Genomic DNA, 26,999 nt, shown 5'->3' with positions numbered 1-26,999 from the left:
ATGAGTGATACTGATATCCGCGTGGTTACCGGCCCCGCAAACTACTTTTCTTTCCCCGGTGCGATTGATCGTCTGACGCAGTTTTACTCGCCGCAACAACTGGATAACGCGCTGTGGATTTACGGCGAACGCGCACTGGCGGCAGCGCGGGACTATCTGCCCGAAGCCTTCAGCGCATCGCAGGCGAAGCGTGTGTTGTTCAGCACCCATTGCAGCGAAACCGAAGTCCGGCGCATCGCGGCTATTGGCGGGGAAGACCGTCAGGTCGTGATTGGGATCGGCGGCGGCGCGGTGCTGGATACCGCGAAAGTCGTGGCCCGTCGCCTCGGATTACCGGTTGTTGCCATTCCTACTATCGCCGCCACCTGTGCTGCCTGGACGCCGCTTTCCGTTTGGTACAACGATGAAGGGCAGGCATTGCGCTATGAAATTTTCAACGACGCTAACCATCTGGTGCTGGTGGAACCGCGCATTATTCTGCGTGCGCCAAAAGAATATCTGCTGGCCGGTATCGGCGATACGCTGGCGAAATGGTATGAAGCGGTGGTGCTCAGCCCGCAACCGGAAATTCTGCCTTTAACGGTGCGGCTCGGCCTGAACACGGCGCTGACGATCCGTGACGTTCTGCTCAACGAAAGTGAAGCGGCTTTGCAAGCGCAGGACGACAATCAGCTGACGCAATCCTTCCTCAACGTTCTGGACGCAATCATTGCCGGTGGCGGGCTGGTTGGGGGATTAGGTGACAGATATACCCGCATTGCTGCCGCACACTCAGTGCATAACGGCCTGACGGCGCTGCCACAGACTGATGCTTTCCTGCACGGTACCAAAGTGGCTTACGGTATCCTGGTGCAGAGCGCGCTGCTCAATCAGCCGGAAGTCGTACAACAGCTGACGGCGCTGTACCGCGTGCTGGACCTTCCTGTCAGTCTGGCGCAGTTGCAGGTGGATATTCTTGACGAAGCACAGATCTCACGGCTGCTTGAACGCACCTTGCAGGCTGGAGAATCTATTCATCTGTTGCCGGGAAATCCGAATGCAGAACAGTTGCGTCTGGCATTTGAATTTGTGGAAAACTTTTAATTTATGGATAATAAGTCGCGCGGCGGCGACTTAATATTCCGCAAATAAAAACCCGGCATTTGCCGGGTTGAATTTATAAAACTGATGCTAAAGACTGAAGATAATCACGATAACCTTTTGCACTATTCTCTAATTCCTCTGGCGATACTTCATACTCTGCGCCGTAAAAAGCATAGAAGGGATGATAATTTGCCTCCACATATCTGGCCGTCATTTCGAAAGGCAAAAGTATTTCTTTTAACGAATGCTGATAACGTCCTTCAGGCGCAAAATCCTCTTCCTTAATACCGGCGCTCACGGCCAGAGAAAACTTACGGTTTCTGAGCTTGTGCCCGCTGGTGGACCCGTACGCCCAGCCATAGGTGAAGACTTCATCGAGCCATTGTTTCAGCAGCGGCGGGCTGTTAAACCAGTAAAGCGGAAATTGCAGAACAAGATTGCCGTGCTGCTCAATTAACTGCTGTTCTTTTTGGACATCAATAATCCCGTCAGGATAAGCCTGATAAAGATTATGGACTGTATAGAGATCGGGGTATTGCGTTAATTCCTGGAACCATCGTTTATTGATAACAGATTCATTCAGATTTGGATGAATAACCACAATGAGCGTTTTCAAATAATATCTCCCTTTATTCGATGAAGTATTTCAGCGTCTGCTTGATGTTTGCATCATAGGGAGCTTTAATTTAAAGTACAATACTGTCACTTATGATAGGTACTATACAAAAGGATAGCGTAATGAATGAAGAAGCGGTCGCTATTTCCTGCGAACTTCAGGAAGAAACCGGGTTCGCTTACACGCTTTCGCTGGTCAGCGGGAAATATAAAATGATCATCCTTTACTCGCTGACCGGGGCTACGCCTGTGGTGCGTTTCAATGAGCTAAAACGCCGTCTGGGCAGAATCTCATTCAGAACGCTCAGCCTCACACTGAAAGAGCTGGAGAGCGACGGTTTGATCATCAGAAAGGAATATCCACAAATTCCGCCCAAAGTGGAATACAGCCTTTCTGAAAGAGGCCAGTCGCTGATCCCGGTTTTAGACATGATGTGCGAGTGGGGAAACGTCCACAGCACTGACCGGCTGAACTGACGGATTAATCGCGTCATGTTTCGTAACCGATGAATGTGCAGAAAAAGCGGGTTTCTGTGTAAAGAAAACGTAAAGTAAACCGCAGCTAAACGGTCAGCACATATTCCCAAACCCCCGGTCTTCTTTAAATCCACGTTGTAAAATTGTTTAAAAATCAGGTGATACCGTGATTATTTCAGGCACCGGAAATCAATCATGGAACACTCACCCCTTAACGAAACAGAATCCCTCAGTGGAAGTTACTCCGCTGGAAAAAACATTAAAAAAACCAGTGGATTCAGTCTGTTTATGGATCTGCTGAGTGGCGCGCGTACCCCGGATGCGTTGTGGAAAAACCGCATGTTTCGCGTGAAATACGCCGTACGAACCTTGTTGCACCCGCTGGATACATTGAAGGTGCTCGACAAGATGGCCGCAGAGCCGGTCTGGCAGGAAGCGCTGAGCGTACAGACAAAATTGCCCAACAAAATTCACAAGCCCTATCTGTATCTCGGTTTGCCGTCCGCCGGGCGTGCGGATGCGCTGGTCGATCACTACGAATTTGTTAAAAGCCTCAGCAATACGACGCTAAAAAATGCTTTGCTGAGCGTTGGCGGTTACACCGTCACGCAATTTACAGGCAAAGACGGCGAAAGTTTCCGTGTTGTGCTGGGTTCCATCGGCAAATCAGAACGTGAAGGTGAAGCCAACATGTTCCTGTACATGAATGAAACCCGCCTTGCGGCACTGACGTTCAGTGTGGTGCAAAGCCCGGAAGGGCCGACGATCGTGGTAGGCGGTTTCCAGGGCGCGCACCGTTCAACGCCGCATGAAGTGATTAAACAGGCGACCAAATCCTGCTACGGACTGTTTCCAAAACGTCTGTTACTCGAAAGCCTGCAACGCATTGCAGAAATTACCGGTGTGAAACGCATTCTTGCCGTCAGCGATACCGGACATGTTTTCCGCAGCCTGCGTTATCGTCACCGGAAGAAAAATGTGTTTGTCGCCAGCTATAACGAATTCTGGGATTCCGTCAGCGCGACGGTGTATTCATCCGCGTTATATGACGTTCCGCTCGAACTGCCCCGCAAAACCATGGAAGAACTCCCGAGCAAAAAACGTTCCGAATACCGTAAACGCTATACCTTGCTGGATGAACTCGGTGAAAGCACAGCGTCACTGCTGAAAGCCTGATTTTCCGGGCGATTTATGAATCAGAATAACCCGCTGTAGCAGGCAATATGGCCAGGGACTGGCCTGTTTTATTCCTTTCATGCATGACCTTTCACTTTAAGGTGAAAAGAAATCCTCAGATTTTTCACCAGTTAACATCCTGATTTTAATTAATAATAGTCAGCAAACCATTCCACTCCAAACTAATGCAAAATGAATGTTCTCGTGAATTGTGATTTTTTGATGGACGGGAATGTTACACGTATCGCAAAATTGCCTGACAAATCACCCGCCGCGCTTTCAAATGTGAACTGATTCACATCAATTCATTCATTCCGCCTATATAAAACGCTATCTCTATAAAAACGAAACAGCGGTTCATATTTATAAACTCTCTGGCGGAACGACACATGAACACAGAAAAACCCATTTTATTTAAACATCAGCTGGCGTATGGCGGTGGAAATCTGCTGGGCAGCGGGGCACTGGCGATTGCCGGGATCTGGCTGCTTTATTTCTACACCACGTTTTGCGGCCTGACGCTGCTTCAGGCTTCAGCCATCTTCTCGGTTGCCAGCATTATTGACGCCATCAGTAACCCGCTGATGGGTTACCTCTCGGATAACTTTGGTAAAACGCGCCTCGGCAAACGCTTTGGCCGCCGCCGTTTCTTCATTTTGCTCGGCGTACCGCTGATGATGTTCTATCCGCTCCTGTGGGTCGAAGGCTTCGGATTCTGGTATTACCTGTCTACGTACGTGCTGTTCGAGCTGATTTATACCTCGGTCATGGTGCCGTATGAAACGCTCGCCACTGAAATGACCACCGACTTTTCAGCCCGTTCGAAACTGACCGGCTACAAGGCGATTTTCGGTAAAGTGGCAAACTTCCTTGCGGCTTTCATTCCCGGCCAGTTCATCCTGATTTACGGCAAAGACTCCGCGCAGCCATTCTTCTTCACGGCGCTGACGTATGGGGTGATCCTGTTCGTTGCCATCGGCCTGCTGTATTTGTCTTCCTGGGAACGCCCGGTGGAAGAGACTACGCCGGTTGACGACACCAAAATGAGCCTCGGCAAAACCATGCTGACGCTGGTGCGTGATATGAAATCGACGTTCCACCTGCGCGTATTCCGTAAACATCTGGGCATGTATCTGTGCGGATTTGGTGCGGAATGGCTGTTCGCGTCGGTCTTTACCTACTTCATCATTTTCGTGCTGCAATATGACCCGTCCATGGTCGCCGGGCTGAGCAGCCTGAACTCTATACTGCAACTGTTCTCTACCGCGATTTTCATCGGTATCTGTGTGAAACACGGTTTCAGCAAGCCTTATATTCTGGCGCTGGGAATTGTGGTGTTCTCCGTCCTTTGCTACAGCCTGCTGCATTTCCTGCACCTGCCGCAGCAGTACGCGACCGTGGCGATGCTGACCATTACCGTGATTTTCGGTATCGGCACCGGCGGCGTTTACTACATTCCGTGGACGGTATACACCTTCCTGGCCGATGTGGATGAAGCCTTTACCGGCCGTCGTCGCGAAGGGATCTACGCGGGTGCGATGACCTTCTCCGGCAAGCTGATGCGCTCGGTGATTGTGTTTGTGATGGGCGCCATCCTGAGCTTCTACGGCTTCCAGTCCAAATCACATACCCAGCCCGAAAGTGCGGTGATGGCGATTGCGCTGGTGTTCTGCATTGGCGTAATTGGCCTTGCACTGATGGCAATGGTGTTCAGTAAACAAATGAAACTGAACCGTAAAACGCATCTGGTGGTGCTCGGCGAAGTGGCGCGTATCAAAGCGGGTGGCGCCATCGGCCATATCAAGCCAGACGCACGTGCGGTCATGGAAGATCTGATCGGCCATCCGTATGAGGAATGCTGGGGCAACAGCGCTGTGTGCCGCAAAATCTTCAACACGCCCGCCGTCAGTGTGGACGTGCCTAAACCGCTGACCGGCACCACGCAACAGCCGTAATCTCAGCGTCACCCTGTATTTTGAACTCACCGGCTGGCCGGGATAACCGGCCAGCAACCCCGTATTTTTTAAGGATGAGAAAATCTATGTGGGAATACAAACTGGCTGTGGTCGCGCTCTCCTTCGGGATCAGCGCACACAGCGTAGCCGCCGCATTGCCTGAACCGGGAAATCTGCGCTGGCACAGCATCACTTTTGGTCAGTCCACAGACGTCAATTTCGCCACCAACGTATTGCCGGAAAAAATCGGCATGAACGAAGTGCGTCTGGCGGATAACAAGCCCGTTCCCGAAACGGGTGTTCCGCTGACCACACCGTTCACGCTGGAAAGTCGCGGCGGAAAAGTGGGGAACAGCCACGACGGCCTGACCTATTTTTATACGCGTCTGCCCGCCGGGTCGAATTTCCAGCTGGAAGCCGATATCACGCTCGATCAGTTTGGCCCGGAAAACGGTGCAAAACCGGCGGGTCAGGAAGGTGCGGGATTACTGGTGCGCGACATTCTCGGCGCACCGCGCGAGCCCGTCACCAAACCGGGCATTGAGGAGTTACCGGCAGCCTCAAATATGGTGATGAACAGCGTGATGGCAGTGGGCGATAAACCGCCGGTCGTGGTACTGATTGCACGGCAGGGCGTCAAACAGCCGTGGGGAAATACCGGGATCGGCATTGTGCGCGAGGAATACCATCCGCTGACCACGCCCGCACATTTCTCACTGCGGCTGACGCGAACGGACAGCGGTTTTGATGTCGCCTATGCGCCACAGGGCAGCGACCAGTGGACGGTAAAATCCGTTGAAGGCGCAGATCGGGTCACACAGCTCGATAAAACCGGGTATTACGTCGGTTTCTTCGCTTCTCGCAATGCCAGGATCACGGTCAGTCACGCTAAGCTGACACTCAGCGAAGCGCATTCCTTGCCTTCGGCGGCTTACGTGACACCGTCACTGAAACCGCGCATTGAATTCATGTCCTCGCCGGTCGTCGCGCGCCGCGACAGCGTATTTCAGCTGCGCACCAACGGCGACGGACTATTGCAGATAGATGAAGCGAATAAACCGCTGTTACGGCAGAAAACCGTTCAGGGCGGCAAAGTGGTTGTCGTGCCGTTCCACGCAGGGCAGCCTTCCACCACACTCAAAGTGACGTTTACGCCGGAAAACGGAAAACCGCTGACGCAGGAATTTGCGGTTCGTATGGCGCTGGTCAGCAATCCTGATGCACTTTATGTCTCGCCGCAGGGAACGGCTGAAAACGACGGTTCGCAGGCGCATCCGCTGGATTTCGCCAGCGCGGTGAATCTGTTAGCGCCAGGCGGAACCCTGTGGCTGGCGGACGGTGACTATCCGGCCAGTGTGATCCCGGCCACCGCCAGCGGCACTCTGGCAAAACAGAAAACGCTGCGTCCGCTGGGCGAAAATGCGGTGTTTAACGGATTAAAACTCGAGGCCAGTTTCTGGAACGTGCAGGGCATTACCGTCACGCAGAAAAGTTTTCATATTGCCGGAAGTCATAATCATATTGACCGCGTTAAAGCCCATCATGCCGACGATACCGGCATCTGGGTGGCTTCGCCGGACGGCATTGGTCGGGCGTTGTGGGCCAGCCATAACCTCATCAGCAATTCTGAATCCTGGGGAAATCAGGATCCGGGGCGTAAAAATGCCGACGGTTTTGCAGTGAAAATGCGCGTGGGCGAGGGCAACCGGCTGGTGAACTGCTATTCACATGACAACGTGGATGACGGATTCGACCTGTTCAATAAAATCGAGGACGGCCCGAACGGCAGCGTCACGATCGAAAACAGCTTGTCGGTTCACAACGGCAGTAACGGATTTAAGCTCGGCGGAGAAGGCCTGCCGGTGGCGCACCGCGTGCTGAACAGCGTGGCGGTGGAAAACGGAATGGACGGCTTCACCGACAACTTCAACCCCGGCGCGCTTTACGTGGAAGGCAACCGCGCAGTGGACAACAAACGCTTCAATTTCCTGTTCCGTCCGTCGCCGTACACCACCGCGGATAAGCAGGGCGTATTCAAAGACAACATATCGGTGCGCACCACGCCGGGCAAATATGACGATTCTGTCAGCGGTAATATCGATGAGAGTAATTATTTTTATCTGAATAACAAAAGCGTGAATACGCTGAGTAAAGAAATTACGCCGGGAGAGTTTATTTCTCTCAGGCTGCCGGATCCGGTTACCCGTTTTTCTGACGGCGGATTTAATTACGCTGACTTTTTGAAACAAAAATAAAGCGGCGTAATGAATAACAAGCATTACTTATAAAATAAAAAACTCAATATCTCTGGGACTTTAAAAATGAAAAATAACAGACTGCTGATCTGCGGTCTGCTGCTGGCCAGCGCCAGCAGCCAGGCCGTGACGATCGACCTTCGCCATGAATGGCTCGATGACAGTAAACAACATAAAGACAGGGCGTTAGTCTCACACCGGTTCGCCAATGGCTTCGGTTTCTCACTGGAAGCCAAGTGGAAATCCGGCGGTGACAATCCGAACAAACCCTTTAATAATCTGGTGGATAACGGCACTGAAAGCACCATCAGCTATCAGTATAAAGTGACGCCAGCATTCTTCCTGCAACCGGGATTTACGCTCGAATCCAGTTCTGACAGCAGCATCTACAAACCGTTTCTAACTGCCGGATATACCTTCGACAGCGGCATTTACTTTAATGCGCGCTATCGTTACGAATATACCCGTTATACCAAAGAAAATACCGAAGACCGTAAAACCAACCGCGGTGAAATCTGGCTGGGATATCGTCTTGCCGACTGGCGATTTGAATATAACTATATTTATAAGCACAGCGACCAGATTTTATATGACAATGATAAATGGGATTATGAGCAGGATCTGAAGGTCGCTTACAATATCAATAAAAACTGGACACCGTATGTTCAGGTCGGTGATGTTTCTGTCAGAAAAACCACCGATGAACGTCAGACGCGTTTCCGTTTAGGGATTCAATATTCATTCTGATAAATACCCGAATTAATGCCTGAATATGCCGCCGGTCAGTTTGCGCTGACCGGCATTTTTCGTTTCACTCCGTGCGCCCGTTCAAATTTCCGGTTAGGGAGCATGCGGTTTTGCCATGATTTCGCTAGTGTGTCGCATTCACGTAGATGATGACGTCACTACGGATCAAAAAACTGACTGATGAAACGGAATTTATGACCCTGAAAATTAAACCTGCAAAACTGTCCTTAGCTGCCTTGTTACTCAGCATCCTGGTTTCAACCCCAGCCCGCGCCGCCGATGAAATCGCTTTCTGGAATACGCCTGAATATGGCGGCAACAGTTTCAACCGCCTGCCGCCGGACGACGCGTATTTTTCGGCGTTGCGGGGCTATGGCGCAAGCTGGGTGCGCCTGTCTTACGACAAATGGAAACCCGCACAGCGTGATTTCCTGCTGGGAGACGCCGACCATTATCAGGGGCTGGTGCCGGAAGATCTGGACACGTTGAAAGCTGCGCTCAAACGTGCACACGCCGCCGGGCTGAAAGTGGTGATCACGCCGCTGTCGCTGCCGGGGATGCGCTGGTCGCAGAACAACGGCAACAAATTTGACGGGCGGCTTTGGCAGGATAAAAAATACTGGCAGCAGAGCGCGGATTTCTGGCGTGACCTTGCCAGGGCGCTGAAAGATACGCCCGGCGTAGCGGCCTATAATCTCATCAACGAACCTGCCCCGGAGAAAAATGGCGGGGTGAAGGAACATGCGTCACAGGCCGATATGCAGCGCTGGTATCAGCAGCATCAGGGTACCGCGCGTGATTTACCGGCGTTTTATACCCTGCTGATTCAGGCCATTCGCGAGGTGGATCCGGTCACACCGGTGATGGTGGACAGCGGCTGGTACGCTGCCGCTGACAGTTTCGGTTACTGGCCGGAGCCGCTCAAAGATGCGCGCGTGCTGTACAGTTTCCACATGTATGAACCGTATGAAGCCACCAGCGGACCCAATCACAAACGCGACCGGCCTTTTACGTATCCGGGCGACGTTCCTTTCAGCGGGAAGCCTGAAAGATGGGATGCAAAACGCGTGGCGGATTATCTTCAGCAACCTTTCGACTGGGCTAAACAGCGGGGCATTTCTGCCAGCCGCATGGTCGCCGGTGAGTTTGGTTGCGTGAGGATGCTGAACGATTGCCGCCAGTATCTGAATGACGTTCTTTCCGTGCTCGATAAAAATCAGGCGCACTGGGCGTTTTACAGTTTTCGCGAAGACAGCTGGGACGCGATGGATTACGAACTGGGTAAAGGCAAAGTCCCGTGGTCATACTGGCAGGCGATTGAACAAAATAAACCAGACAATCTGAAACGCCGCGCAACGCCGGAGTTCGAACCGATCAGCCGCAGGCTGGCAGAAAGTCTGCCATCGACGAAATAATAAGGTTGTTGATGTTCGTTTATATTTCGCCGTAACCTCGCCCAAATATAAACGAAAACTTTTAATAGCGGTTTACGGGTTGACAATAATATACAGCATGCGTAAATTGCACCTGCCGGAAGTTGCGGCCTTTCCTCACTTAACATAAGAGACTAATGGACACTGTATCTAGTAGCTTCCCGAATGACGCTGAACCGGCGCTTCGGAATATTAAACATGAAATCGACTGTGATCATTTCATCGTTTGGGTGCGCCTCGCCAGAGCCTGATGCTCTTGTGTTACCTCACCTCAACCTGAGTGTTTACGGTCCCGGGGTGTGTTATGAACTTCAAATCAATCCTTTATCCCGATGTCAAAACCCTGACATCACTTCTGCGTGTCCGTCCGTCCCGAGACAGGGTTCTGTCTGCGCGCGGCAAAGACTCGCATTCCATTTTTTCTTCTAAAATCAGTAACATGAATCTTCGCGTGACCACCTGGCGCGTCAGTCCTGTGACCGGCCAGCTCGAACAGCGTTGCATCATGGCTGACAGCGAAGAACCTCAAAGTCGGTTTTCCCCCGCCTGATTTAGCCCGTGGTTTATCCCGCGCTGGATCTCGTCCTTATTACTGCCTGATCGTTTTCCGGCAGGAATATCGCTGATTTAATTCCGTTGAACGGGTTCGACTAAGTTATTTCAGAGAATAATTCCGCCCGGCGAAACCTGAAGCAGAAATAATAGACACACAATAAGGCTTGTTCTGTTTATCTTAAAATAAACAGCGAACAGCCCTGCATAAAATAAATGAAAATACCGATCGTTTCGACGATACGGGCAATATTCTGCGGCCTGAAATAAGGCTTACAGATATTACGCCCCTATTGTTGCGCGACAGGAGCACCACCATGACTGTACAAAACAACACCACACAAGAAAAAAAGAAACAACAGACGCTCTCCATGCGTGCCGCGCAGGAAGCGAAAAACGGCGTCGCGGTTACGCTGATTAATGTTAACGCCACACGCGACGGCCTGACGGAAGCCAGTGCCGCCACACGTCTGGAGAAAGAAGGTTACAACGAAGTCGCCCACGACAAGCCGCCTCACGCGCTGATTCAGATGGTGAAAGCCTTTAACAACCCGTTCATCTATGTGTTAGCTGTGCTGGCCGTCATCAGCTTCTTCACCGATTTCTGGTTCCCGCTGCGCGCCGGAGAAGAAACCGATCTTACCGGGGTTTACATCATCGGCACGATGGTGGTGCTGAGCGGGCTTGTCCGTTTCTGGCAGGAATATCGCTCGGCGAAATCGGCTGAAGCGCTGAAAGCCATGGTCAGAACCACGGCCACGGTGCTGCGCCGTGACCGCATGGGAAAAGCCGGTTCGCTGCGTGAAATCCCGATGCGCGAACTGGTCGTCGGCGACATCGTGCAGCTTTATGCGGGCGATATGATCCCGGCGGATGTCCGTCTGATTGAATCGCGGGATCTGTTCATCAGCCAGGCCGTGCTGACCGGTGAAGCGTTGCCGGTTGAAAAGTACGACACGCTGGGCGACGTGGCGCAAAAATCGGCCAGCGACGTGAGTGCGGAAAATGAAAACCTGCTGGATATTCCCAACATTTGTTTCATGGGCACCAACGTAGTCAGCGGCACGGCGCAGGCCGTTGTCGTGGCGACCGGGGCAAGAACGTATTTTGGCTCGCTGGCGAAAGCCATTGTCGGCACCCGCGTGCAGACGGCGTTTGATCGCGGCGTGAACAGCGTCAGCGGGCTACTGATCCGCTTCATGCTGGTGATGGTACCGGTGGTCTTCCTGATCAACGGTATCATGAAAGGCGAATGGTGGGACGCGCTGCTGTTTGCCGTCGCGGTCGCCGTCGGGCTGACGCCGGAAATGCTGCCAATGATCGTCAGCGCCAATCTGGCGAAGGGCGCGATGGCGATGGCAAAACGCAAAGTGGTCGTCAAACGTCTGAACGCCATTCAGAACCTCGGCGCGATGGACATTCTGTGTACCGATAAAACCGGCACGCTGACGCAGGACAAAATCATTCTTGAGCACCACATCGACACAAAAGGAGCAAAAGACGAATCCGTGCTGGCGCTGGCGTGGCTGAACAGTTATCACCAGAGCGGCATCAAAAACCTGATGGACCAGGCGGTTCTGCACTTCTCCGAGAATGGTGTTTCACCATTCACGAGGCCTCAGGGTTACAGCAAAGTGGATGAAATGCCGTTCGATTTCGTCCGCCGCCGTCTGTCGATTGTGGTGAAGGATGCGAAGGAAAATCATCTGCTGATCTGTAAAGGTGCGGTAGAAGAGATGCTGAGTATTTCCACCCACATGCAGGAAAACGGCGCGATGGTGGAACTGACTCCGGCACGCCGTGAGGCACTGCTGGCGCTGGCGAATGACTACAACCAGGAAGGGTTCCGCGTGCTGGTGGTAGCGACCCGCGACATCCGCAAAAGTGAGGCGAAAAGACAGTACGGCACAACCGATGAGCACGACCTGATCCTGCAGGGGTTCCTGACCTTCCTTGATCCGCCGAAAGAATCTGCCGGCCCGGCCATTGCGGCGCTGCGTGATATCGGCGTGGGCGTAAAAGTGCTGACCGGTGATAACGCCGTCGTGACCAGCCGCATCTGTCATCAGGTGGGATTAGAACCGGGTGAACCGCTGCTCGGGCCGCAGATTGAACGCCTCGATGACGCCACGCTGCGTGAGCTGGTGGAAGAGCGCACGGTGTTTGCAAAACTGACGCCGCTGCAAAAATCGCGGGTGCTGAAAGCGTTGCAGGCCAACGGCCACACGGTCGGATTCCTCGGTGACGGTATCAACGATGCACCGGCATTGCGTGATGCGGACGTCGGGATTTCCGTCGACAGCGGTACGGATATTGCCAAAGAATCTGCCGATATTATCCTGCTGGAAAAAAGCCTGATGGTGCTGGAAGAGGGCGTGCTGAAAGGGCGCGAGACGTTCGGGAATATCATGAAATACCTGAACATGACCGCCAGTTCCAACTTCGGCAACGTGTTTTCCGTCCTGGTTGCCAGTGCGTTTATCCCGTTCCTGCCGATGCTGGCGATTCAGCTGTTGCTGCAAAACCTGATGTACGACATCTCCCAGCTGGCGCTGCCGTGGGACAAAATTGACAAGGAGTTCCTGAAAAAACCGCGTAAATGGGATGCCAAAAACATTGGCCGTTTCATGGTGTGGATTGGCCCGACATCGTCCATTTTCGACATGACGACGTTTGCCCTGATGTGGTACGTGTTCAGCGCCAACAGTGAACATATGCAGACGCTGTTCCAGTCCGGCTGGTTTGTGGAAGGGCTGCTGTCCCAGACGCTGGTGGTGCATATGCTGCGTACCCAGAAAATCCCGTTCATCCAGAGCACGGCGGCGTGGCCGGTGATGCTGATGACCGGGCTGGTGATGGCCGTGGGTATCTATGTGCCGTTCTCTCCGCTGGGGCCGATCGTCGGGTTACAGGCGCTGCCGTGGCAATACTTCCCGTGGCTGGCCGGTACGCTGCTGGCGTACTGCTGCGTCGCACAGGGCATGAAAACGTTCTACATCCGTCGTTTTAAACAGTGGTTCTGATGTCCTGATTTTTCATTAAAACCTGACCGGTGCCGCAGCGTTTTGCGGCACCGTTTTAAGACTGAAAATAGCACCACGCTTCACAATGACAACCCTGAAAAAGGGGAGCGATTATGTTTGCAACAACCCAATCTGGCACCACCTTACTGATCAACCTGGCAGGCGCTATTGCCCTGCTGCTGTGGGGTTCCCACATGATTTCCTCCGCGCTGCAACGCGGATTCGGGACACCGTTACGCCACTGGATGGGGCGTCATCTTAAACATCGCGGGATGGCGTTGCTGTCCGGCGCGGGCATTACCTGCCTGTTGCAAAGCAGCACCGCGGTCAGCCTGATGGCCACCTCGTTTACCGCCGCCGGAACGCTGAGCCTCGCGCCTGCACTGGCCGTGATGCTCGGTGCCAACGTCGGTTCGACGCTGGTGGTTCAGCTGATGAGTTTCAACACCGCGATCGCGGTGCCGTTACTGATGCTGAGCGGATTTATCGTCTTTAAAATGCGCGACCATACCGGCTTTGAAAGCGCCGGTTGCGCGATGATTGGCCTCGGGCTGATGCTGCTGGCGCTGAGCCTGCTGGGCGCAACGCTCGGACACATCGAATCCACGCCGGTATTCCGCGCCGTGATGTCCGGGCTACAGGGCGATACGCTGATCGCGCTGTCCGTGGCGGTGATCCTCACGCTGGTTTGCCATTCAAGCGTGGCGGTGATTTTGCTGATCGCCTCTCTGGCAGCGACGGGCGTCATGACGCCGGTAACCGCCATGGTGTTGGTGCTCGGCGCGAACATCGGTGGTGCGCTGCCGCCGGTGCTGAATGCCGGCAAAGCCGTCGCCCGCCGTCTGCCCGTGGGCAATCTGCTGATCCGCTGCGCCGGTTGCGTGGCAGCACTGGCCCTAATGCCTCTGCTGGCGCGCCTTGCAGACCACTTAGCGCTGACCCTGCCGCAGCTGGTGGTGTGGTTTCATACCGCGTTCAGCGCCGTGCTGGCGCTGGTATTTATCGGCCTGACCGCGCCGGTCGCCCGCCTGCTTGAGCGGCTTTTCCCGGAAGAGGCGCGTGCCGGTGATCCGGGTATGCCCGTGTACCTCGACGAAACCGGGCTGGATATCGCGTACATCGGTTTATCCAATTCCGTGCGTGAATCCCTGCGCGCAGCCGACATGCTCAACATAATGCTCGACCGGTTGCAGGTGCTGTTTCAGACCCCGGAGAAGGGCAGCCGCACGGAAATACGTCAGCTGGATCACTCTCTGGATATGCTGAGTGCGGCGATCCGGGCGTATCTGGCCGATCTGGCGCACGACGGGCTGAGCGACGCCGATGCCGACCGTGCTCAGGAAATTTTGATGTTTGTGATTAACGTCGAACATGCGGGTGACATTCTCTCCAGCAGCCTGGCGGAACTGGCTGCCCGCAGGACGCGGCGCGGCGAGACGTTCAGTGAGTTTGAGCGCAACAATATTGCGCTGCTGCATACGGAAATCCTCACCAGCCAGCGTCTGGCCGTGACCGCATTTCTGGGCGAAGACCACGGCGCCGCGCATCAGCTGGTGGCGCGAAAAGAGGTGATTCGCCAGATTGAAGCCACCGCCAGCCGTGAGCATTTTAAAAAGCTGCGCGATGATAAAAATGCGTGGGCGGAATCCGGCGATATTTTCCAGCGTGTGTTACGCGATTACCGGCGCGTACATCATCATATTGCCGCCGTGGCTTATCCGGTTATTGACCGGCGCGGAGATGAATTACGGGCCAGGGTTGAAAATAACGCAGACGTGTAAATCCCATAATAAAAACAACAGGAAAGTTTTATGAGAGTGCTTATTTGTTCAGGCCGTTTTTATGCGGGTATCAGTACACTAACGCGGGTGCTGGATTTATATTCGCAATCGCAAAATATCCATGTACTGATCCACGGCGGGCATCAGTCCTCCGGCGGCGCAATCGAGCGCTGGGCGCGGGATGCGGGCGTTCATATCGTGCGCTATCCCGCCAACTGGGCGGCGCACGGTAAATATGCAGAAATCCGCCGGAATATTTTCATGTTAGAAGACAGCCGCCCGGATATTATGCTGGCATTTTCTGGCGGAGAGGATACCGCCGATTGCATCGGGCTGGCGAAAAGCAAAGGAATTAAAGTGATTGAAATTGAACAGTATCTGTAACGATAAAAACACCGGAGCAGGAGCGCAATTTTTTCCCAATGTTCGGGAAACCGGTTTCTGGATTATTCTGATAGTCCCGGCAAATGCTTTATAAGAGGTTATATTTATTCAATTGTAGAGAGGTTGCGCCGCGCTGTTTCTGTTAACAGTGACAACGATTCAGCGCAACCGGCTACGTATACAGGAGAATAAAATTGACCACAGAACTGAAGGATACCACCACAGAGACGCCCCCGATCCCCGCCCTCAGTGGCGGGAAATATGCTTTCTTTTTTGATGTTGACGGCACGCTCGCCGAAATCTGCGCCGAGCCGGACGACGTCTCCATTCCCGCTTCCGTTCGCGATAACCTGAAAACGCTGGCTGCGGCCACTTCAGGCGCACTGGCGCTGATCTCCGGGCGTCCGGTTGAACAGCTTGACCAGCTTTCCGCGCCGCTCCGGTTACCGGCTGCGGGCGTGCATGGCGCCGAACTGCGCGACGCCGCAGGGAATCTCCACCGCGTGACGTTGCCTGAAGATGTGGCGCATGCCTTGCAAAAGCAGCTTGAAAAGGGAATGGCCGAAATGCCGGGAACGCTGCTTGAAGCCAAAGGCATGGCGTTTGCCCTGCACTATCGTCAGGCACCGGCTTTTCAGCAGCAGGTTCTGCAACTGGCCGAATCGGCAGTCGCCGCGTATCCCGACCTGATGCTTCAGCGCGGAAAATGCGTGGCGGAAATTAAGCCGCGCGGCAACGATAAAGGCTCCGCAATCACGACGTTTATGCAGCAGGCGCCGTTCGCCGGGCGTATTCCGGTGTTTGTTGGCGATGACCTGACCGATGAAAAGGGCTTCCAGGTCGTCAATGCCATGAAGGGTATTTCCGTGAAAGTCGGAGAGGGTTCCAGCCATGCACGCTACCGTCTGGGACGCGTCAGCGATGTGTATCAGTGGCTGGAAGCGTTACAACGTCACTTAACCATCACTAATAATAAGGAGACAACATTATGAGCCGCCTGGTTGTCGTATCTAACCGTATTGCTATTCCTGACGGGTCGAAATCCGCGGGTGGGCTTGCCGTCGGTATTATGGATGCGCTGAAAAACACGTCCGGGCTGTGGTTTGGCTGGAACGGAGAAATCAGTGAAATCTCCGGCGAAGAGGAAGATGATCTCAGTCTGGTGGAAGAGGATGGCATCACTTACGCCTCGGTTCCGCTCAATCAAAACGATTATGATCTGTATTACTGCCAGTTTTCGAATGCCGTACTCTGGCCAGCGCTTCATTACCGCATCGACCTGGTGGATTTCCAGCGTGAAGCCTGGGAAGGCTACTGCCGCGTCAATGATCTGCTGGCGAGAAGATTGCAGCCACTGATAAAACCCGACGATATTCTGTGGATCCATGACTACCATTTGCTTCCTTTTGCCGCCGCGCTGCGCAAACTTGGCGTAAAAAACCGCATCGGCTTTTTCCTGCATATTCCGTTCCCTACACCCGAAATTTTTAATGCCGTGCCGACGCATAACGAACTGCTGGAGATGATGTCGCATTTCGATTTGCTGGGCTTCCAGACCGAAGGCGACCGCCAGGCGTTTCTGGATAATCTCGGCGAACTGACGACTTTGCAGCCGTCCGATACCTGTCTGCATCAGGCGTTCGGCAACACCTTCCAGACCGGGGTTTATCCGATCAGCATTGCGCCGGACAGCATCCGCAAAATGGCGGAAGGGCCGCTGCCGCCGAAAATGGCCGCCATGGAACGCGAGCTGCGCGAGGCGAAAAACATTATTTCCTGCGAACGTCTGGATTACACCAAGGGGCTGCCGGAGCGTTTTCTGGCGTTCGAGGCACTGCTGGAGAAATTCCCTCAGCATCGCGGCAAAGTGCGGTATTCCCAAATAGCACCGACGTCGCGCGGCGATGTGCAGGCGTATCAGGACTTGCGTCATCAGCTTGAAACCGAAGTCGGACGCATCAACGGGAAATACGGCAGCCTGAACCAGACGCCGCTGTTCTATCTCAATCAGCATTTCCAGCGCAGTTTGCTGATGAAACTGTTCCGCCTGACCGACGTCGGGCTGGTCACACCATTGCGCGACGGCATGAATCTGGTGGCGAAAGAGTATGTCGCGGCGCAGGATCCGCAAGACCCCGGCGTGCTGGTGTTGTCGCAGTTTGCCGGTGCGGCGAATGAACTGACGGCGGCACTGATTGTCAACCCGTATGACCGTGATGACGTGGCCGCCGCGCTCGATAAGGCACTGACAATGCCGCTGGAAGAGCGCCGTGAACGCTACAACGACATGATGGAAGTACTGCGTAAAAACGATATTACGCACTGGGGTGAAAGCTATTTGCAGGATTTGCTGGCCATTTCCCCCCATGACGTTGCGCACAACGCCGTCGCCTGAGAAAAACTTCTCTAAACACAGCCCTGAATAAGGGCTGTGTCATTTTTAACGCAATGCAGAGGCTTGTCGCATATGCAAAACGCTAAATTACAGACCAACGAATTCCCTGACCTGGAACCGATTGAGCTGATCCTGGACCGGATGATGGACGCCGAACCGGAACCGGAAATGATCGAAGGCCTGCCGCCATCTGATGCTTTGACTCCGGCGGATCGCTACATGGAACTGTTTACCGCCGTGCAGTCTTCGCACCTGTTTGAAGACAGCAAAACCTTTCCGGACTGTCCGCCGAAAATGGATCCGCTGGACATTCTGCTGCGCTACCGCCGGATAAAAAATCATCCCGGTTTTAATCTGCAACGCTTTGTTGATGCGCATTTTTCGCTACCGGCACATCACGGCGATGAATACGTCAGCGATCCGGGCGACTCCCTGAAAGAGCACATCGATAAACTCTGGCCGGTGCTGACGCGCCAGCCGGAAGACCATGTGCCGTGGTCATCGCTGTTACCGCTGCCGCAGGCGTATATCGTGCCGGGCGGGCGTTTCAGCGAAACCTATTACTGGGATTCTTACTTCACCATGCTGGGGCTGGCAGAAAGCGGCCGTAATGATTTGCTGCGCACCATGGCAGACAACTTCGCCTGGATGATTGAGATGTACGGGCATATTCCCAACGGCAACAGGACGTATTATCTCAGCCGCTCACAGCCGCCGGTGTTTGCCCTGATGGTCGAACTGTTCGAGGAGGACGGCGTGCGCGGTGCGCGGCGTTATCTGGATCATCTGCTGAAAGAGTACGAATTCTGGATGGACGGCGCGGAATCGCTGATGCCCAATCAGGCATACCGTCACGTGGTTTGCCTGCCAGACGGCACGCTGCTGAACCGCTACTGGGACGACAGGGATACGCCGCGTGATGAATCGTGGCGCGAAGACGTGGAGACGGCGAAACATTCCAGCCGCCCGGCTAATGAAGTTTACCGTGATCTGCGCGCCGGTGCGGCGTCCGGCTGGGATTATTCCTCACGCTGGCTGCGCGATCCGGACAGACTGGCGAGTATCCGCACCACACAATTCATTCCGGTCGACCTGAACGCGTTCCTCTACAAACTGGAAAACGCAATTTCGAATATCTCCGGCCTGAAAGGAAACCGTGAGACGCAGGCGCTGTTCCGGCAGAAAGCGGAGATCCGCCGCGACGCCATTACCCGCTATCTGTGGGATGACGAAGACGGATGCTTCCGCGATTACGACTGGCATCGTCAGCAACTGGCGCTGTTTTCTGCCGCCAGCGTGGTGCCGCTGTTTGTCGGGCTCGCGACGCACGGACAGGCCGAAAGGGTCGCCGCCGTGGTGCGCGAACGGCTGCTGACTTCCGGCGGTTTGCTGGCCACGGAGTTTGAAACCGGCGAACAATGGGACAAACCGAACGGCTGGGCACCGCTGCAATGGATGGCGATCCAGGGCTTCAAGCTGTACGGCAATGACGCGCTGGGCGACGAAATCGCCCGCAGCTGGCTGCGAACGGTGAATCAGTTTTATCAGAAACATCACAAGCTGATTGAGAAATACCACATTTCCGGCAGCGCCGCGCGCGAAGGGGGCGGCGGCGAATATCCGCTTCAGGACGGTTTCGGCTGGACCAACGGCGTTGTCCGCCGCCTGATCGGGCTGTATGGCGAGAATTACGAGTAAAGGTGTGACGCGCCAGTGCAGGAACAACCGTTTCATTGACGGTATGTTAATACTGCCAGGACTCTCACTGCTTTGGGAAGCGGCAAAATAGCGATAGAGTTAAGCCCCGTCGTAAGCCGTTTTCACCGAAACATGAGAGTCAACACGATGCAGCCCGTCAAAAAATTCCGTTTTTATCGCCCGCTGAAAGGCCACAGTCACACGTTTGGTGAACAATGGTTCGCCCTCAAAGCCGAAGCATTCGCCCGGTTCTTTGGCACACCGACGTTCCTCATCGCGCAGACAGTGATTGTGGCAGTCTGGATCTACCTGAACATTTCCGGGCTGTCCAAATTCGACCCCTATCCGTTTATTCTTCTGAATCTGGCCTTCAGTTTGCAGGCAGCTTACGCGGCACCGCTGATTTTACTGGCGCAGACCCGTCAGGCCGAACGCGACCAGGCACACGCGCTGACGGATGCTCAGCACCGTGAAGATCTGGATGATGCGATGGCAAAACGTCAGACTGTGGCTGAAGAAAATTCCGCCCAGTTACTGGTTTTAGTCCAGCAGAACATTCAGTTGACCTCGCTGACCAAAGAGCTGGCCGAGCGGATTGAAACCCTGACAACGCAGCTGGCCAGCCGGTAAACAAAACGCTACACCTCCTCATTCAAGTCACTTTTCTTTCGATAAATATCAGGCCGGGTTATCGCCCACGCATAATCCGGCCTGTTTACCGGTTCGTAACCGAATTTTTCATACAACCAGGGCGCGGTGGTGGTGAACAACACCATGCGGCGCAGGCGCGCGGAAACCGGATGCGACTGGCAGCATTCGACCAGCCAGCCGCCGAGGTTGTTACCCTGATAGTCTTCCAGCACATAGACGTCGCACAGGTAAGCAAAGGTGGCGTAATCAGTGATAAAGCGGGCGAAACCGATTTGTTTTTCGCCTTCAAACAGACCAAAGTTGAGACTGTTTTCAACGGAATCGCGCACGGTTTGCTCGTCAATTCCGGCAGCCCACGTTGAGCGGGTCAGGTAACGATGGATCGCCGGAATATCCTGCGCGGTTTTATCCGTGGTGATATGGAATGCGCCTTTTGTCCACTGGCATACGTCGGTTGCTGTCACTGTATTCTCCGCGAGTTTCGGTTGTTTTAATGATCACCGTACGAATGTAGCGCAGGCCGGTCGAGATTTCATACAGTCGGGCTGTAAAAAGCTGGCTGAATGTTGTATCCTGCACTCATCATTAATATGCTGTATATAATTACAGTATAAGGAGCGAGTCATGGCTGTTGAAACAAAATTTGTTGTCGTCAGAAAAGGTGAAGAGAAAATGACATTTGCCAATAAAAAAGATGCAGACGCTTACGACAAGATGCTCGATATGGCAGATACCTTCACCGAGTGGTTATCGCAGAGCGGGCTTGAGATTGACGAAGTGCTGGCGGAAAATATCGCGCTGCACCTCGCCGAGCAAAAAGATGCCGTTCAGCATATCCTGCGCACCAGTAAATTACCGGAAACCGTAGCGGTCGTTGCGAACGAGACCACTGAAGAAACCGCAGAGCCTGTAGCCGTGGAACAGGTCGAAGCGGATGCAGAAACGGAAGAAAAAGCAGCACCTGCACCGAAAAAAGCCCGCGCAGTGAAAGCCGCCTGACTTTTTTGCCAAAGAGCGACGGAAACAGAAGGGGCACGCACTGGCAATATCCCGCGTGCCCCTTTATCACTGCATCTGCGCAACGTTTTCCCGCCAGATATCAGCGAATTTCCGCTTCAACAATCGAGACGTAGCAACCTGTATCAATAATGCGGTTCAGTTTGAGATCGGCATCCGCCAGCAACGCTTTGATTTCATCTTCGGAACGCGTTTGCCCGCCATCAAAACTTGCCAGCAAAAGCAGATCGACTTCCTTGCCGCCGTGCCAGGCGTTTCCGCGCGGAATGACCGGTTCCATGATGAGCAGCTTCGAACCGGCGTGCATGGCATTGCGGCAGGTGCGTAGTATTTGGCGCGCCTGTTCTTCCGGCCAGTCCATCGTGATGTATTTCAACATATAAAAATCCGCCGTCGGGCAGGATTCAAAGAAACTGCCGGGATGCAATTCCCAGCGGGAATCATCGCCCAGCTCGCTGAGACGGTTTTTAGGCAAGACCTGCGGCTGATCGAATAAAATACCGTGCAGCGTCGGATTATGTTGCAACACTTTTAATAATAATCCGCCCATGCCACCGGCAATATCCACGACGGTTGATTTATCAGGGAAATGATAACTCCGAACGATGAAGTTATTTTCAATCGAAGACATGGATGACATTCCCCGGTCAAAATCATTAATACCGTCATGCGCACTTTCCTGAGCCCAATACTCGTAGAAATTCATACCGTAACGATTTTTAAAGGCGGATTCGCCGCGAATATTTTCTATAACATTTCCGAGCGGAAGCCAGAGTGTTTCATGCGTCAGCATTAATACTGCCGCACGCAGGGAACCGGGGACGTCTGAACGTAAGAATTCGGCGGAAGGCGTCAGGGAAAACTCACCGTTTTCATGTTCCTTAAAGATATTCTTAGACGCCACCATCCGCATTACACGGTAGAGTTGCCGCGGGTTGACGCCCAGTTCTTTGCCCAGTACATCGGGCGTTTTAGGGCCTTTGACCAGACAATCAGCAACGCATAACTCCGCCACGGCGCGCAGTGACGCCTGAAAGGTATATCCCATTGCCTGCTCTAATAAATGCAAAGCCGCTGAATCACTTTCTGAAATAGCAACAGTTGTGTTAGTCACAATAATTCTCCACGCAAAATTGAAATGCGAATAAATTTGCAAAACTACGCTGCAATTTTATTTGTCCATAGAGAGAAATTATTCTCGGGAAAAACATTAGGACAGAAAAAGAGAAACAACAATGTCAGGGTAAATTCAGAAAAGATAAACCCGTAAAGATAACGGGCCGCTGTCATTTAAACGGGACGCGACTTTATTTGATAAAATAAAAATGGCGTTACCGGGACGCCATTTTTGTTAGTTTTCAGAGCCAGATTACTTCGTCTCGTATTTATTTCGGCTCGTAACGAATATATCCAGCCACGCCGCCTTTACCGCCGTCTTTTGGATGATTAATGCCGTCGCTGACGCTGACCACCGGGAAATCAAACGGCGATACGCCTTCGATACAGGCGACATTAACGCCATAGAATTCAGGATTGGAACGGCGCTGGTGGAAGGTGTAAATCCCGCAAACTGAGCAGAAGAAATGGGCTGCTTCGCCGGTGTTGAACCGGTATTCGGTAAGCAAGTCCTTGCCCTTGATCACATCCACTTCCTGAGCCGGGACGACGACCGCCCCGCGCATACGGCAGAACGAACAATTGCAGCGGAGCACGTTGTTATAGCCATCAGTCAGTACGGCGCTGAAGACAACCGAACCGCAATGACATTGGGCGGACACTTTATCTGACATGGAAATCTCCTGAGATCGTCCGGCAAATGAGCGGGTTAGCCGGTTTACCGTGTTGACTGTTTTCATAGAAGCTGACAGGCATTCAGTTACGTTAGCCGCTTTTTTATCATTGCTCAACCGCATGACAACACGTCAGGTTGGCGCTATGTTACTGGCAATTTATTTTTGCGGAGCGGGTAATGGACATTATCGGGATCATTCTCTCGGCGGGGAAAGCCTCAGTTAACGTGGCGCTTTACACGCTGATCCCAATCATGGTGGTCATGCTGATCATCATGAAGTACCTGGAAGTTCGTGGCGTTCTCGACGGGATTGTCCGGCTGGTGACGCCGGTTTTACGCCCTTTTGGCGTCACGGGTATGGCAGTATTTGCCCTGATCCAGCTGAATTTTGTGAGTTTCGCGGCACCGCTGGCGTCACTGGCGCTGATGGAAAAGAGAGGGACGTCCGACCGCCATCTCGCCGCCACGCTGGCCATGCTTTTTGCCATGGGGCAGGGCAATGTGTTTTATCCGCTTATTCCTTACGGCCTGCACTGGGGCGCGGCGATTATCATTTCTATTGTCGGTGGACTCGGCGCAGCCAGTGCGACCTACTATCTGTTTGGCCGTCGCCTTTCGGCTACCGCACCGGAACGTGAAGGTAATCCGCTGGAAGACAAGGCCGGCAAAGGGCTGATCGCCATCATTAACGGCGCGGGCTCGGATGCAATCCGTCTGGCGCTGGGTTCTGTGCCGATGCTGATCCTCTCGCTGACCGTCGTCGGTATTTTAAAAGAAGCCGGGGCGATTGAGTTTCTGACCCGTCTGCTCGGGCCAGTGCTGGGATATTTCAGTATTTCAGACGTGTACGTTCTGCCCGCGCTGACCAAAATGCTTGCGGGCGGCACCGCCTATTACGGCGTGGTGTCTGACCTGATTCATCGCGGGCTTTTTTCCCCGCAGCAGGTCAATGCTTCCAGTGGTTTTATGATCCAGACGCTCGATTTACCCGGTATCGGTATTTTTCTGGGGATCGCCAGCCGCTTCGTCCGGCTGTTCCGCTTTGCGCTACCGGGCGCGATCATCGGCATCCTCATTCGCAGCGCTATTCATGCATTGGTATTTTGACTGTTCAAGGGAGTTTTTTATGAAAGAGAAGTTTCCGCAAGGCTTTATGTGGGGCGGCGCGACAGCGGCCAATCAGGTTGAAGGGGCGTACGATCAGGACGGCAAAGGGCTGTCGATTGTTGATGCCATTCCCGGCGGTAAAGACCGGTTAAGCATTGTTTCTTCAGCTGAATTTGATTTCACGCTGGATACCGAAAAATACACCTATCCGAACCACAAGGGCATCGATCACTATCATCGTTTTGAGGAAGATATTGCCCTGTTTGCGGAAATGGGTTTCAAATGTTACCGCTTCTCTATCGCCTGGACACGCATCTATCCAGATGGCATTGAACAACAGCCGAACGAAGCCGGTCTGGCGCACTATGACAAGGTGATTGACGCCTGTATCACGCACGGTATCGAGCCGGTAATTACCCTTTCCCACTACGAAATGCCGCTGCATCTGGCGACCGAATTCGGTGGCTGGAAAAACCGTGAACTGATCGGCCACTTCGAGCGTTTTGCCCGCACGGTGCTGACGCGATTTGGTCATAAAGTGAAATACTGGATGACCTTCAACGAGATCAACAGTGCGGCGCATTTCCCGATCATGAGCCAGGGGCTGACGGTCAAAACCGGCGCGCTGGAAGCTCAGGCCAAATTCCAGGCATGGCATAACCAGTTCGTGGCCAGCAGCCTGGCGGTCAAAATTGCCCGCGAAACGAATGCTCAGATTCAGATCGGCTGCATGATCCTGTTCGCCACCCATTACGCCTATGACTGCAATCCGGTGAACCAGCTGGAAACCCTGAAAGAGACACAGGCGTTTAACTTCTACTGCGCGGACGTGCAGGCGGGCGGTAAATATCCGTACTACGCCAAACGTTTATGGGAATCGCAGGGCGTCGTGCTGGACATTCAGCCGGACGATCTGGCGCTGATTAAACAGCACACGGTGGATTACATTGGTTTTAGCTATTACATGTCTTCAACCATCAACAAAACCAATCCCGACGCGGTGTCCGCGCAAGGCAACCTGCTCGGTGGCGCGCGTAACCCGTTCCTCGAAGCCAGCGACTGGGGCTGGGAAATCGATCCGGTGGGCCTGCGCATCGCGCTGAACCAGCTTTACGACCGCTATGAAAAGCCGCTGTTTATTGTTGAGAATGGGTTAGGTGCCGTCGATAAGCCGGATGAAAACCACTTTATCGCCGATGATTACCGTATCAACTACCTGCGCCAGCATATCGCTGCGATGGCAGAAGCCATTGAAGACGGCGTGGATCTGATGGGTTACACGCCATGGGGTTGTATCGATCTGGTGAGTATGTCCACCGGCGAGATGAGCAAACGCTACGGCCTGATTTATGTCGATCTCGATGACAAAATCTCCGGCACCGGCAACCGTTACAAGAAGAAATCTTTCCACTGGTATCAGAAAGTGATCGCCACCAACGGCGCAGATATCAGCTAAAACGGTGATGTGACAAATTACGAAAAAAACGGGCGGAGAAATCCGCCTGAATTTTTTAACAACAAATTTTAAAAGTGACGTCCGTTTACCCGATATGTTTGGCGCGACCTGCAAGCGGGGCAATCACCAGCTGTAGCGCGTTAACTGCCGTCAGCACAATCAAAGGCACCGTCCAGCTGTGGCTGACTTCGTGCAGCATGCCAAAAACTAACGGCCCCAGCGCCGCCACGCCATACCCCACGCATTGCGCCATCCCGGAAAGTGCCGCTGCCTGGCGGTGGTCGGTCGCCCGCAGATTAAATAACGACAGGCAAATCACCATGGAAGCGCCAGCGCCAAGACCGGCAATAACCAGCCACAACAAGGGCAAAGCAGGGAAGATCAGCAGCCCGGCTAATCCGGTGAAAATGGCCAGTGAGGCGATAAAACTGATCCCGCGCTGATCCCGGTATTTTTTCAGCGCCGTCATGCAGACCAGATTGGCCACGATCGCCACCGCCTGATAGACAAATAACATCCAGCCCGCGCTTTCCTGGCTGATGCCGTGTGAACTGGCGTAAGGCGTGAACCAGTCTATCAGGGTGTAAAAAACCATCGACTGAAGCGCCATAAACAAAGAAACCTGCCAGCCCAGCATGGATTTCCACGGTGATTTCAACCGGCCAGGCGCCGCCTGCTGACGCGATAATTCACGCGGTTGCGTATTTTTCAACAGAGGCAGCCAGGCGACGGTGGCGATAAGGGCAGGAACAATCCAGATGCCGAGCGACAATCTCCAGCCAAAACCACTGGTGTGCTGCAAAGGAGCCGCGATGCCGGAGGCAAGACTGGCAGTAATCGCCATGGTTGAGGCATACAGGCCAATATATTTGGTCGTATGGAGTTTAAAATCGCGCTTAATTAACGGCGGAAGCAGCACGTTTGCCGCAGCAATCCCGGTGCTGAGGATCACGGTGCCGGCCCACAATCCGCTGGCATACGGCATCACGCGCACTACAGAGCCCAGCGTGATGAGGCAAACCGCGACCCATAAACTTTTCTCCAGTCCGGTTTTATTTCCGCACCAGGAAGCCAGCGGCGCAATAGCCGCAAACAGGATCAAAGGGATAAAATTGAGCAGCCCGGCGGCTGAAGCACTCAGTCCAAACGTCGCGCAAATATCTGCCAGAACCGGACCGGTTGCGGTGATCGGGGAACGTAAATTCGCTGCCGTGAGCAGGATAAGAAACAGGAAAAAAGCAGAATTGGCAATTGACGAAGGACGCGCCGACGACGTCTGAGGCTGAGTCATAAATACACCGCACAATGAGCAGGATTATCCTGCAGAAAGTGCGTTGGTTGACGTTAACGCTTACGCAAAAGGGCGGGCACCCTGATGTCTGGCGGCGATATTACACAGAGA

Annotated in this window: 23 protein-coding genes; 18 read left to right on the top strand and 5 right to left on the bottom strand. The window is 53.5% G+C overall.

Annotated features, from left to right (window positions below; all coding sequences use genetic code 11):
• Entirely contained in the window at nucleotides 1-1,083 is a 1,083-nt protein-coding gene (locus M2403_RS15385) for an oxidoreductase (RefSeq protein ID WP_259229893.1), read from the top strand.
• 73 nt (nucleotides 1,084-1,156) lie between these two features.
• On the opposite strand, the gene M2403_RS15380 is transcribed toward M2403_RS15385, so the two are convergent.
• Nucleotides 1,157-1,699 carry an NAD(P)H-dependent oxidoreductase gene (locus M2403_RS15380; protein ID WP_152323930.1) on the bottom strand — a complete coding sequence of 181 codons (543 nt, stop codon included), beginning with the start codon at nucleotides 1,697-1,699 and terminating at the stop codon, nucleotides 1,157-1,159.
• Nucleotides 1,700-1,821: 122 nt separating this feature from the next.
• Between M2403_RS15380 and M2403_RS15375 the strand changes: the two genes are divergently transcribed.
• The 14 genes from M2403_RS15375 (at nucleotide 1,822) to M2403_RS15310 (ending at nucleotide 20,204) form a co-directional block, all read left to right on the top strand.
• Nucleotides 1,822-2,175 (top strand): helix-turn-helix domain-containing protein, encoded by a 354-nt coding sequence (locus M2403_RS15375; RefSeq protein ID WP_208951861.1) that lies wholly within the window; start codon nucleotides 1,822-1,824, stop codon nucleotides 2,173-2,175.
• A gap of 195 nt (nucleotides 2,176-2,370) precedes the next feature.
• On the top strand, nucleotides 2,371-3,351 hold the full coding sequence (locus M2403_RS15370) for a VirK/YbjX family protein (protein ID WP_259229890.1): 981 nt from the start codon (nucleotides 2,371-2,373) through the stop codon (nucleotides 3,349-3,351).
• 389 nt (nucleotides 3,352-3,740) lie between these two features.
• Nucleotides 3,741-5,306, top strand: a complete 1,566-nt coding sequence (locus M2403_RS15365; RefSeq protein WP_217152828.1) for an MFS transporter — start codon at nucleotides 3,741-3,743, stop codon at nucleotides 5,304-5,306.
• An 86-nt stretch (nucleotides 5,307-5,392) separates the two neighbouring features.
• Nucleotides 5,393-7,561 (top strand): right-handed parallel beta-helix repeat-containing protein, encoded by a 2,169-nt coding sequence (locus tag M2403_RS15360; RefSeq protein WP_259229889.1) that lies wholly within the window; start codon nucleotides 5,393-5,395, stop codon nucleotides 7,559-7,561.
• Nucleotides 7,562-7,627: 66 nt separating this feature from the next.
• Nucleotides 7,628-8,308: an oligogalacturonate-specific porin KdgM family protein gene (locus M2403_RS15355; RefSeq protein ID WP_152323925.1), complete on the top strand. Its 681-nt coding sequence runs from the start codon at nucleotides 7,628-7,630 to the stop codon at nucleotides 8,306-8,308.
• Between the two features lie 194 nt (nucleotides 8,309-8,502).
• Nucleotides 8,503-9,723 (top strand): glycoside hydrolase family 5 protein, encoded by a 1,221-nt coding sequence (locus M2403_RS15350; RefSeq protein WP_217152826.1) that lies wholly within the window; start codon nucleotides 8,503-8,505, stop codon nucleotides 9,721-9,723.
• Between the two features lie 322 nt (nucleotides 9,724-10,045).
• Entirely contained in the window at nucleotides 10,046-10,291 is a 246-nt protein-coding gene (locus M2403_RS15345; RefSeq protein WP_152323923.1) for a hypothetical protein, read from the top strand.
• 319 nt (nucleotides 10,292-10,610) lie between these two features.
• Nucleotides 10,611-13,316, top strand: coding sequence for a magnesium-translocating P-type ATPase (mgtA, locus tag M2403_RS15340; RefSeq protein WP_259229888.1), 2,706 nt, complete (start codon nucleotides 10,611-10,613; stop codon nucleotides 13,314-13,316).
• Between the two features lie 113 nt (nucleotides 13,317-13,429).
• Complete coding sequence (locus tag M2403_RS15335; RefSeq protein ID WP_152323921.1) at nucleotides 13,430-15,097, top strand: Na/Pi cotransporter family protein; 1,668 nt, start codon at nucleotides 13,430-13,432, stop codon at nucleotides 15,095-15,097.
• Between the two features lie 30 nt (nucleotides 15,098-15,127).
• Complete coding sequence (locus M2403_RS15330; protein WP_152323920.1) at nucleotides 15,128-15,481, top strand: SLOG family protein; 354 nt, start codon at nucleotides 15,128-15,130, stop codon at nucleotides 15,479-15,481.
• Between the two features lie 206 nt (nucleotides 15,482-15,687).
• Nucleotides 15,688-16,473, top strand: coding sequence for a trehalose-phosphatase (gene otsB / locus M2403_RS15325; RefSeq protein WP_405047836.1), 786 nt, complete (start codon nucleotides 15,688-15,690; stop codon nucleotides 16,471-16,473).
• Nucleotides 16,470-17,876 (top strand): alpha,alpha-trehalose-phosphate synthase, encoded by a 1,407-nt coding sequence (gene otsA, locus M2403_RS15320; protein WP_152323918.1) that lies wholly within the window; start codon nucleotides 16,470-16,472, stop codon nucleotides 17,874-17,876. Before otsB ends, otsA begins: the two co-directional genes overlap by 4 nt.
• Before the next feature lie 72 nt (nucleotides 17,877-17,948).
• A complete protein-coding gene (locus tag M2403_RS15315) occupies nucleotides 17,949-19,574 on the top strand; it encodes an alpha,alpha-trehalase (protein WP_165060411.1) in 1,626 nt (541 codons plus the stop codon).
• A gap of 147 nt (nucleotides 19,575-19,721) precedes the next feature.
• Nucleotides 19,722-20,204 (top strand): DUF1003 domain-containing protein, encoded by a 483-nt coding sequence (locus M2403_RS15310; RefSeq protein WP_152323916.1) that lies wholly within the window; start codon nucleotides 19,722-19,724, stop codon nucleotides 20,202-20,204.
• Between the two features lie 8 nt (nucleotides 20,205-20,212).
• Here the strand turns inward: M2403_RS15310 and M2403_RS15305 are convergent, their stop codons facing one another.
• A complete protein-coding gene (locus M2403_RS15305) occupies nucleotides 20,213-20,689 on the bottom strand; it encodes a GNAT family N-acetyltransferase (RefSeq protein ID WP_152323915.1) in 477 nt (158 codons plus the stop codon).
• 160 nt (nucleotides 20,690-20,849) lie between these two features.
• On the opposite strand from M2403_RS15305, the gene M2403_RS15300 reads away from it, so the two are divergent.
• On the top strand, nucleotides 20,850-21,224 hold the full coding sequence (locus M2403_RS15300; protein ID WP_259229881.1) for a YebG family protein: 375 nt from the start codon (nucleotides 20,850-20,852) through the stop codon (nucleotides 21,222-21,224).
• A 100-nt stretch (nucleotides 21,225-21,324) separates the two neighbouring features.
• Here the strand turns inward: M2403_RS15300 and M2403_RS15295 are convergent, their stop codons facing one another.
• Together M2403_RS15295 and M2403_RS15290 are read right to left on the bottom strand one after the other, a co-directional pair.
• Nucleotides 21,325-22,356, bottom strand: a complete 1,032-nt coding sequence (locus tag M2403_RS15295; RefSeq protein WP_259229879.1) for a methyltransferase — start codon at nucleotides 22,354-22,356, stop codon at nucleotides 21,325-21,327.
• A gap of 271 nt (nucleotides 22,357-22,627) precedes the next feature.
• Nucleotides 22,628-23,032, bottom strand: coding sequence for a GFA family protein (locus M2403_RS15290; RefSeq protein ID WP_165060405.1), 405 nt, complete (start codon nucleotides 23,030-23,032; stop codon nucleotides 22,628-22,630).
• Between the two features lie 179 nt (nucleotides 23,033-23,211).
• On the opposite strand from M2403_RS15290, the gene M2403_RS15285 reads away from it, so the two are divergent.
• Complete coding sequence (locus M2403_RS15285) at nucleotides 23,212-24,141, top strand: nucleoside recognition domain-containing protein (RefSeq protein ID WP_259229878.1); 930 nt, start codon at nucleotides 23,212-23,214, stop codon at nucleotides 24,139-24,141.
• Between the two features lie 19 nt (nucleotides 24,142-24,160).
• Nucleotides 24,161-25,597 carry a glycoside hydrolase family 1 protein gene (locus M2403_RS15280; protein WP_259229877.1) on the top strand — a complete coding sequence of 479 codons (1,437 nt, stop codon included), beginning with the start codon at nucleotides 24,161-24,163 and terminating at the stop codon, nucleotides 25,595-25,597.
• Between the two features lie 85 nt (nucleotides 25,598-25,682).
• On the opposite strand, the gene M2403_RS15275 is transcribed toward M2403_RS15280, so the two are convergent.
• Nucleotides 25,683-26,888, bottom strand: coding sequence for an MFS transporter (locus tag M2403_RS15275; protein ID WP_259229875.1), 1,206 nt, complete (start codon nucleotides 26,886-26,888; stop codon nucleotides 25,683-25,685).
• Nucleotides 26,889-26,999: the final 111 nt, after the last annotated feature.

Origin of the sequence: Rahnella sp. BIGb0603, assembly GCF_024808755.1 — a bacterium.
Lineage (GTDB): Bacteria > Pseudomonadota > Gammaproteobacteria > Enterobacterales > Enterobacteriaceae > Rahnella > Rahnella contaminans.
This window is presented reverse-complemented; position numbering and strand designations above follow the sequence as displayed.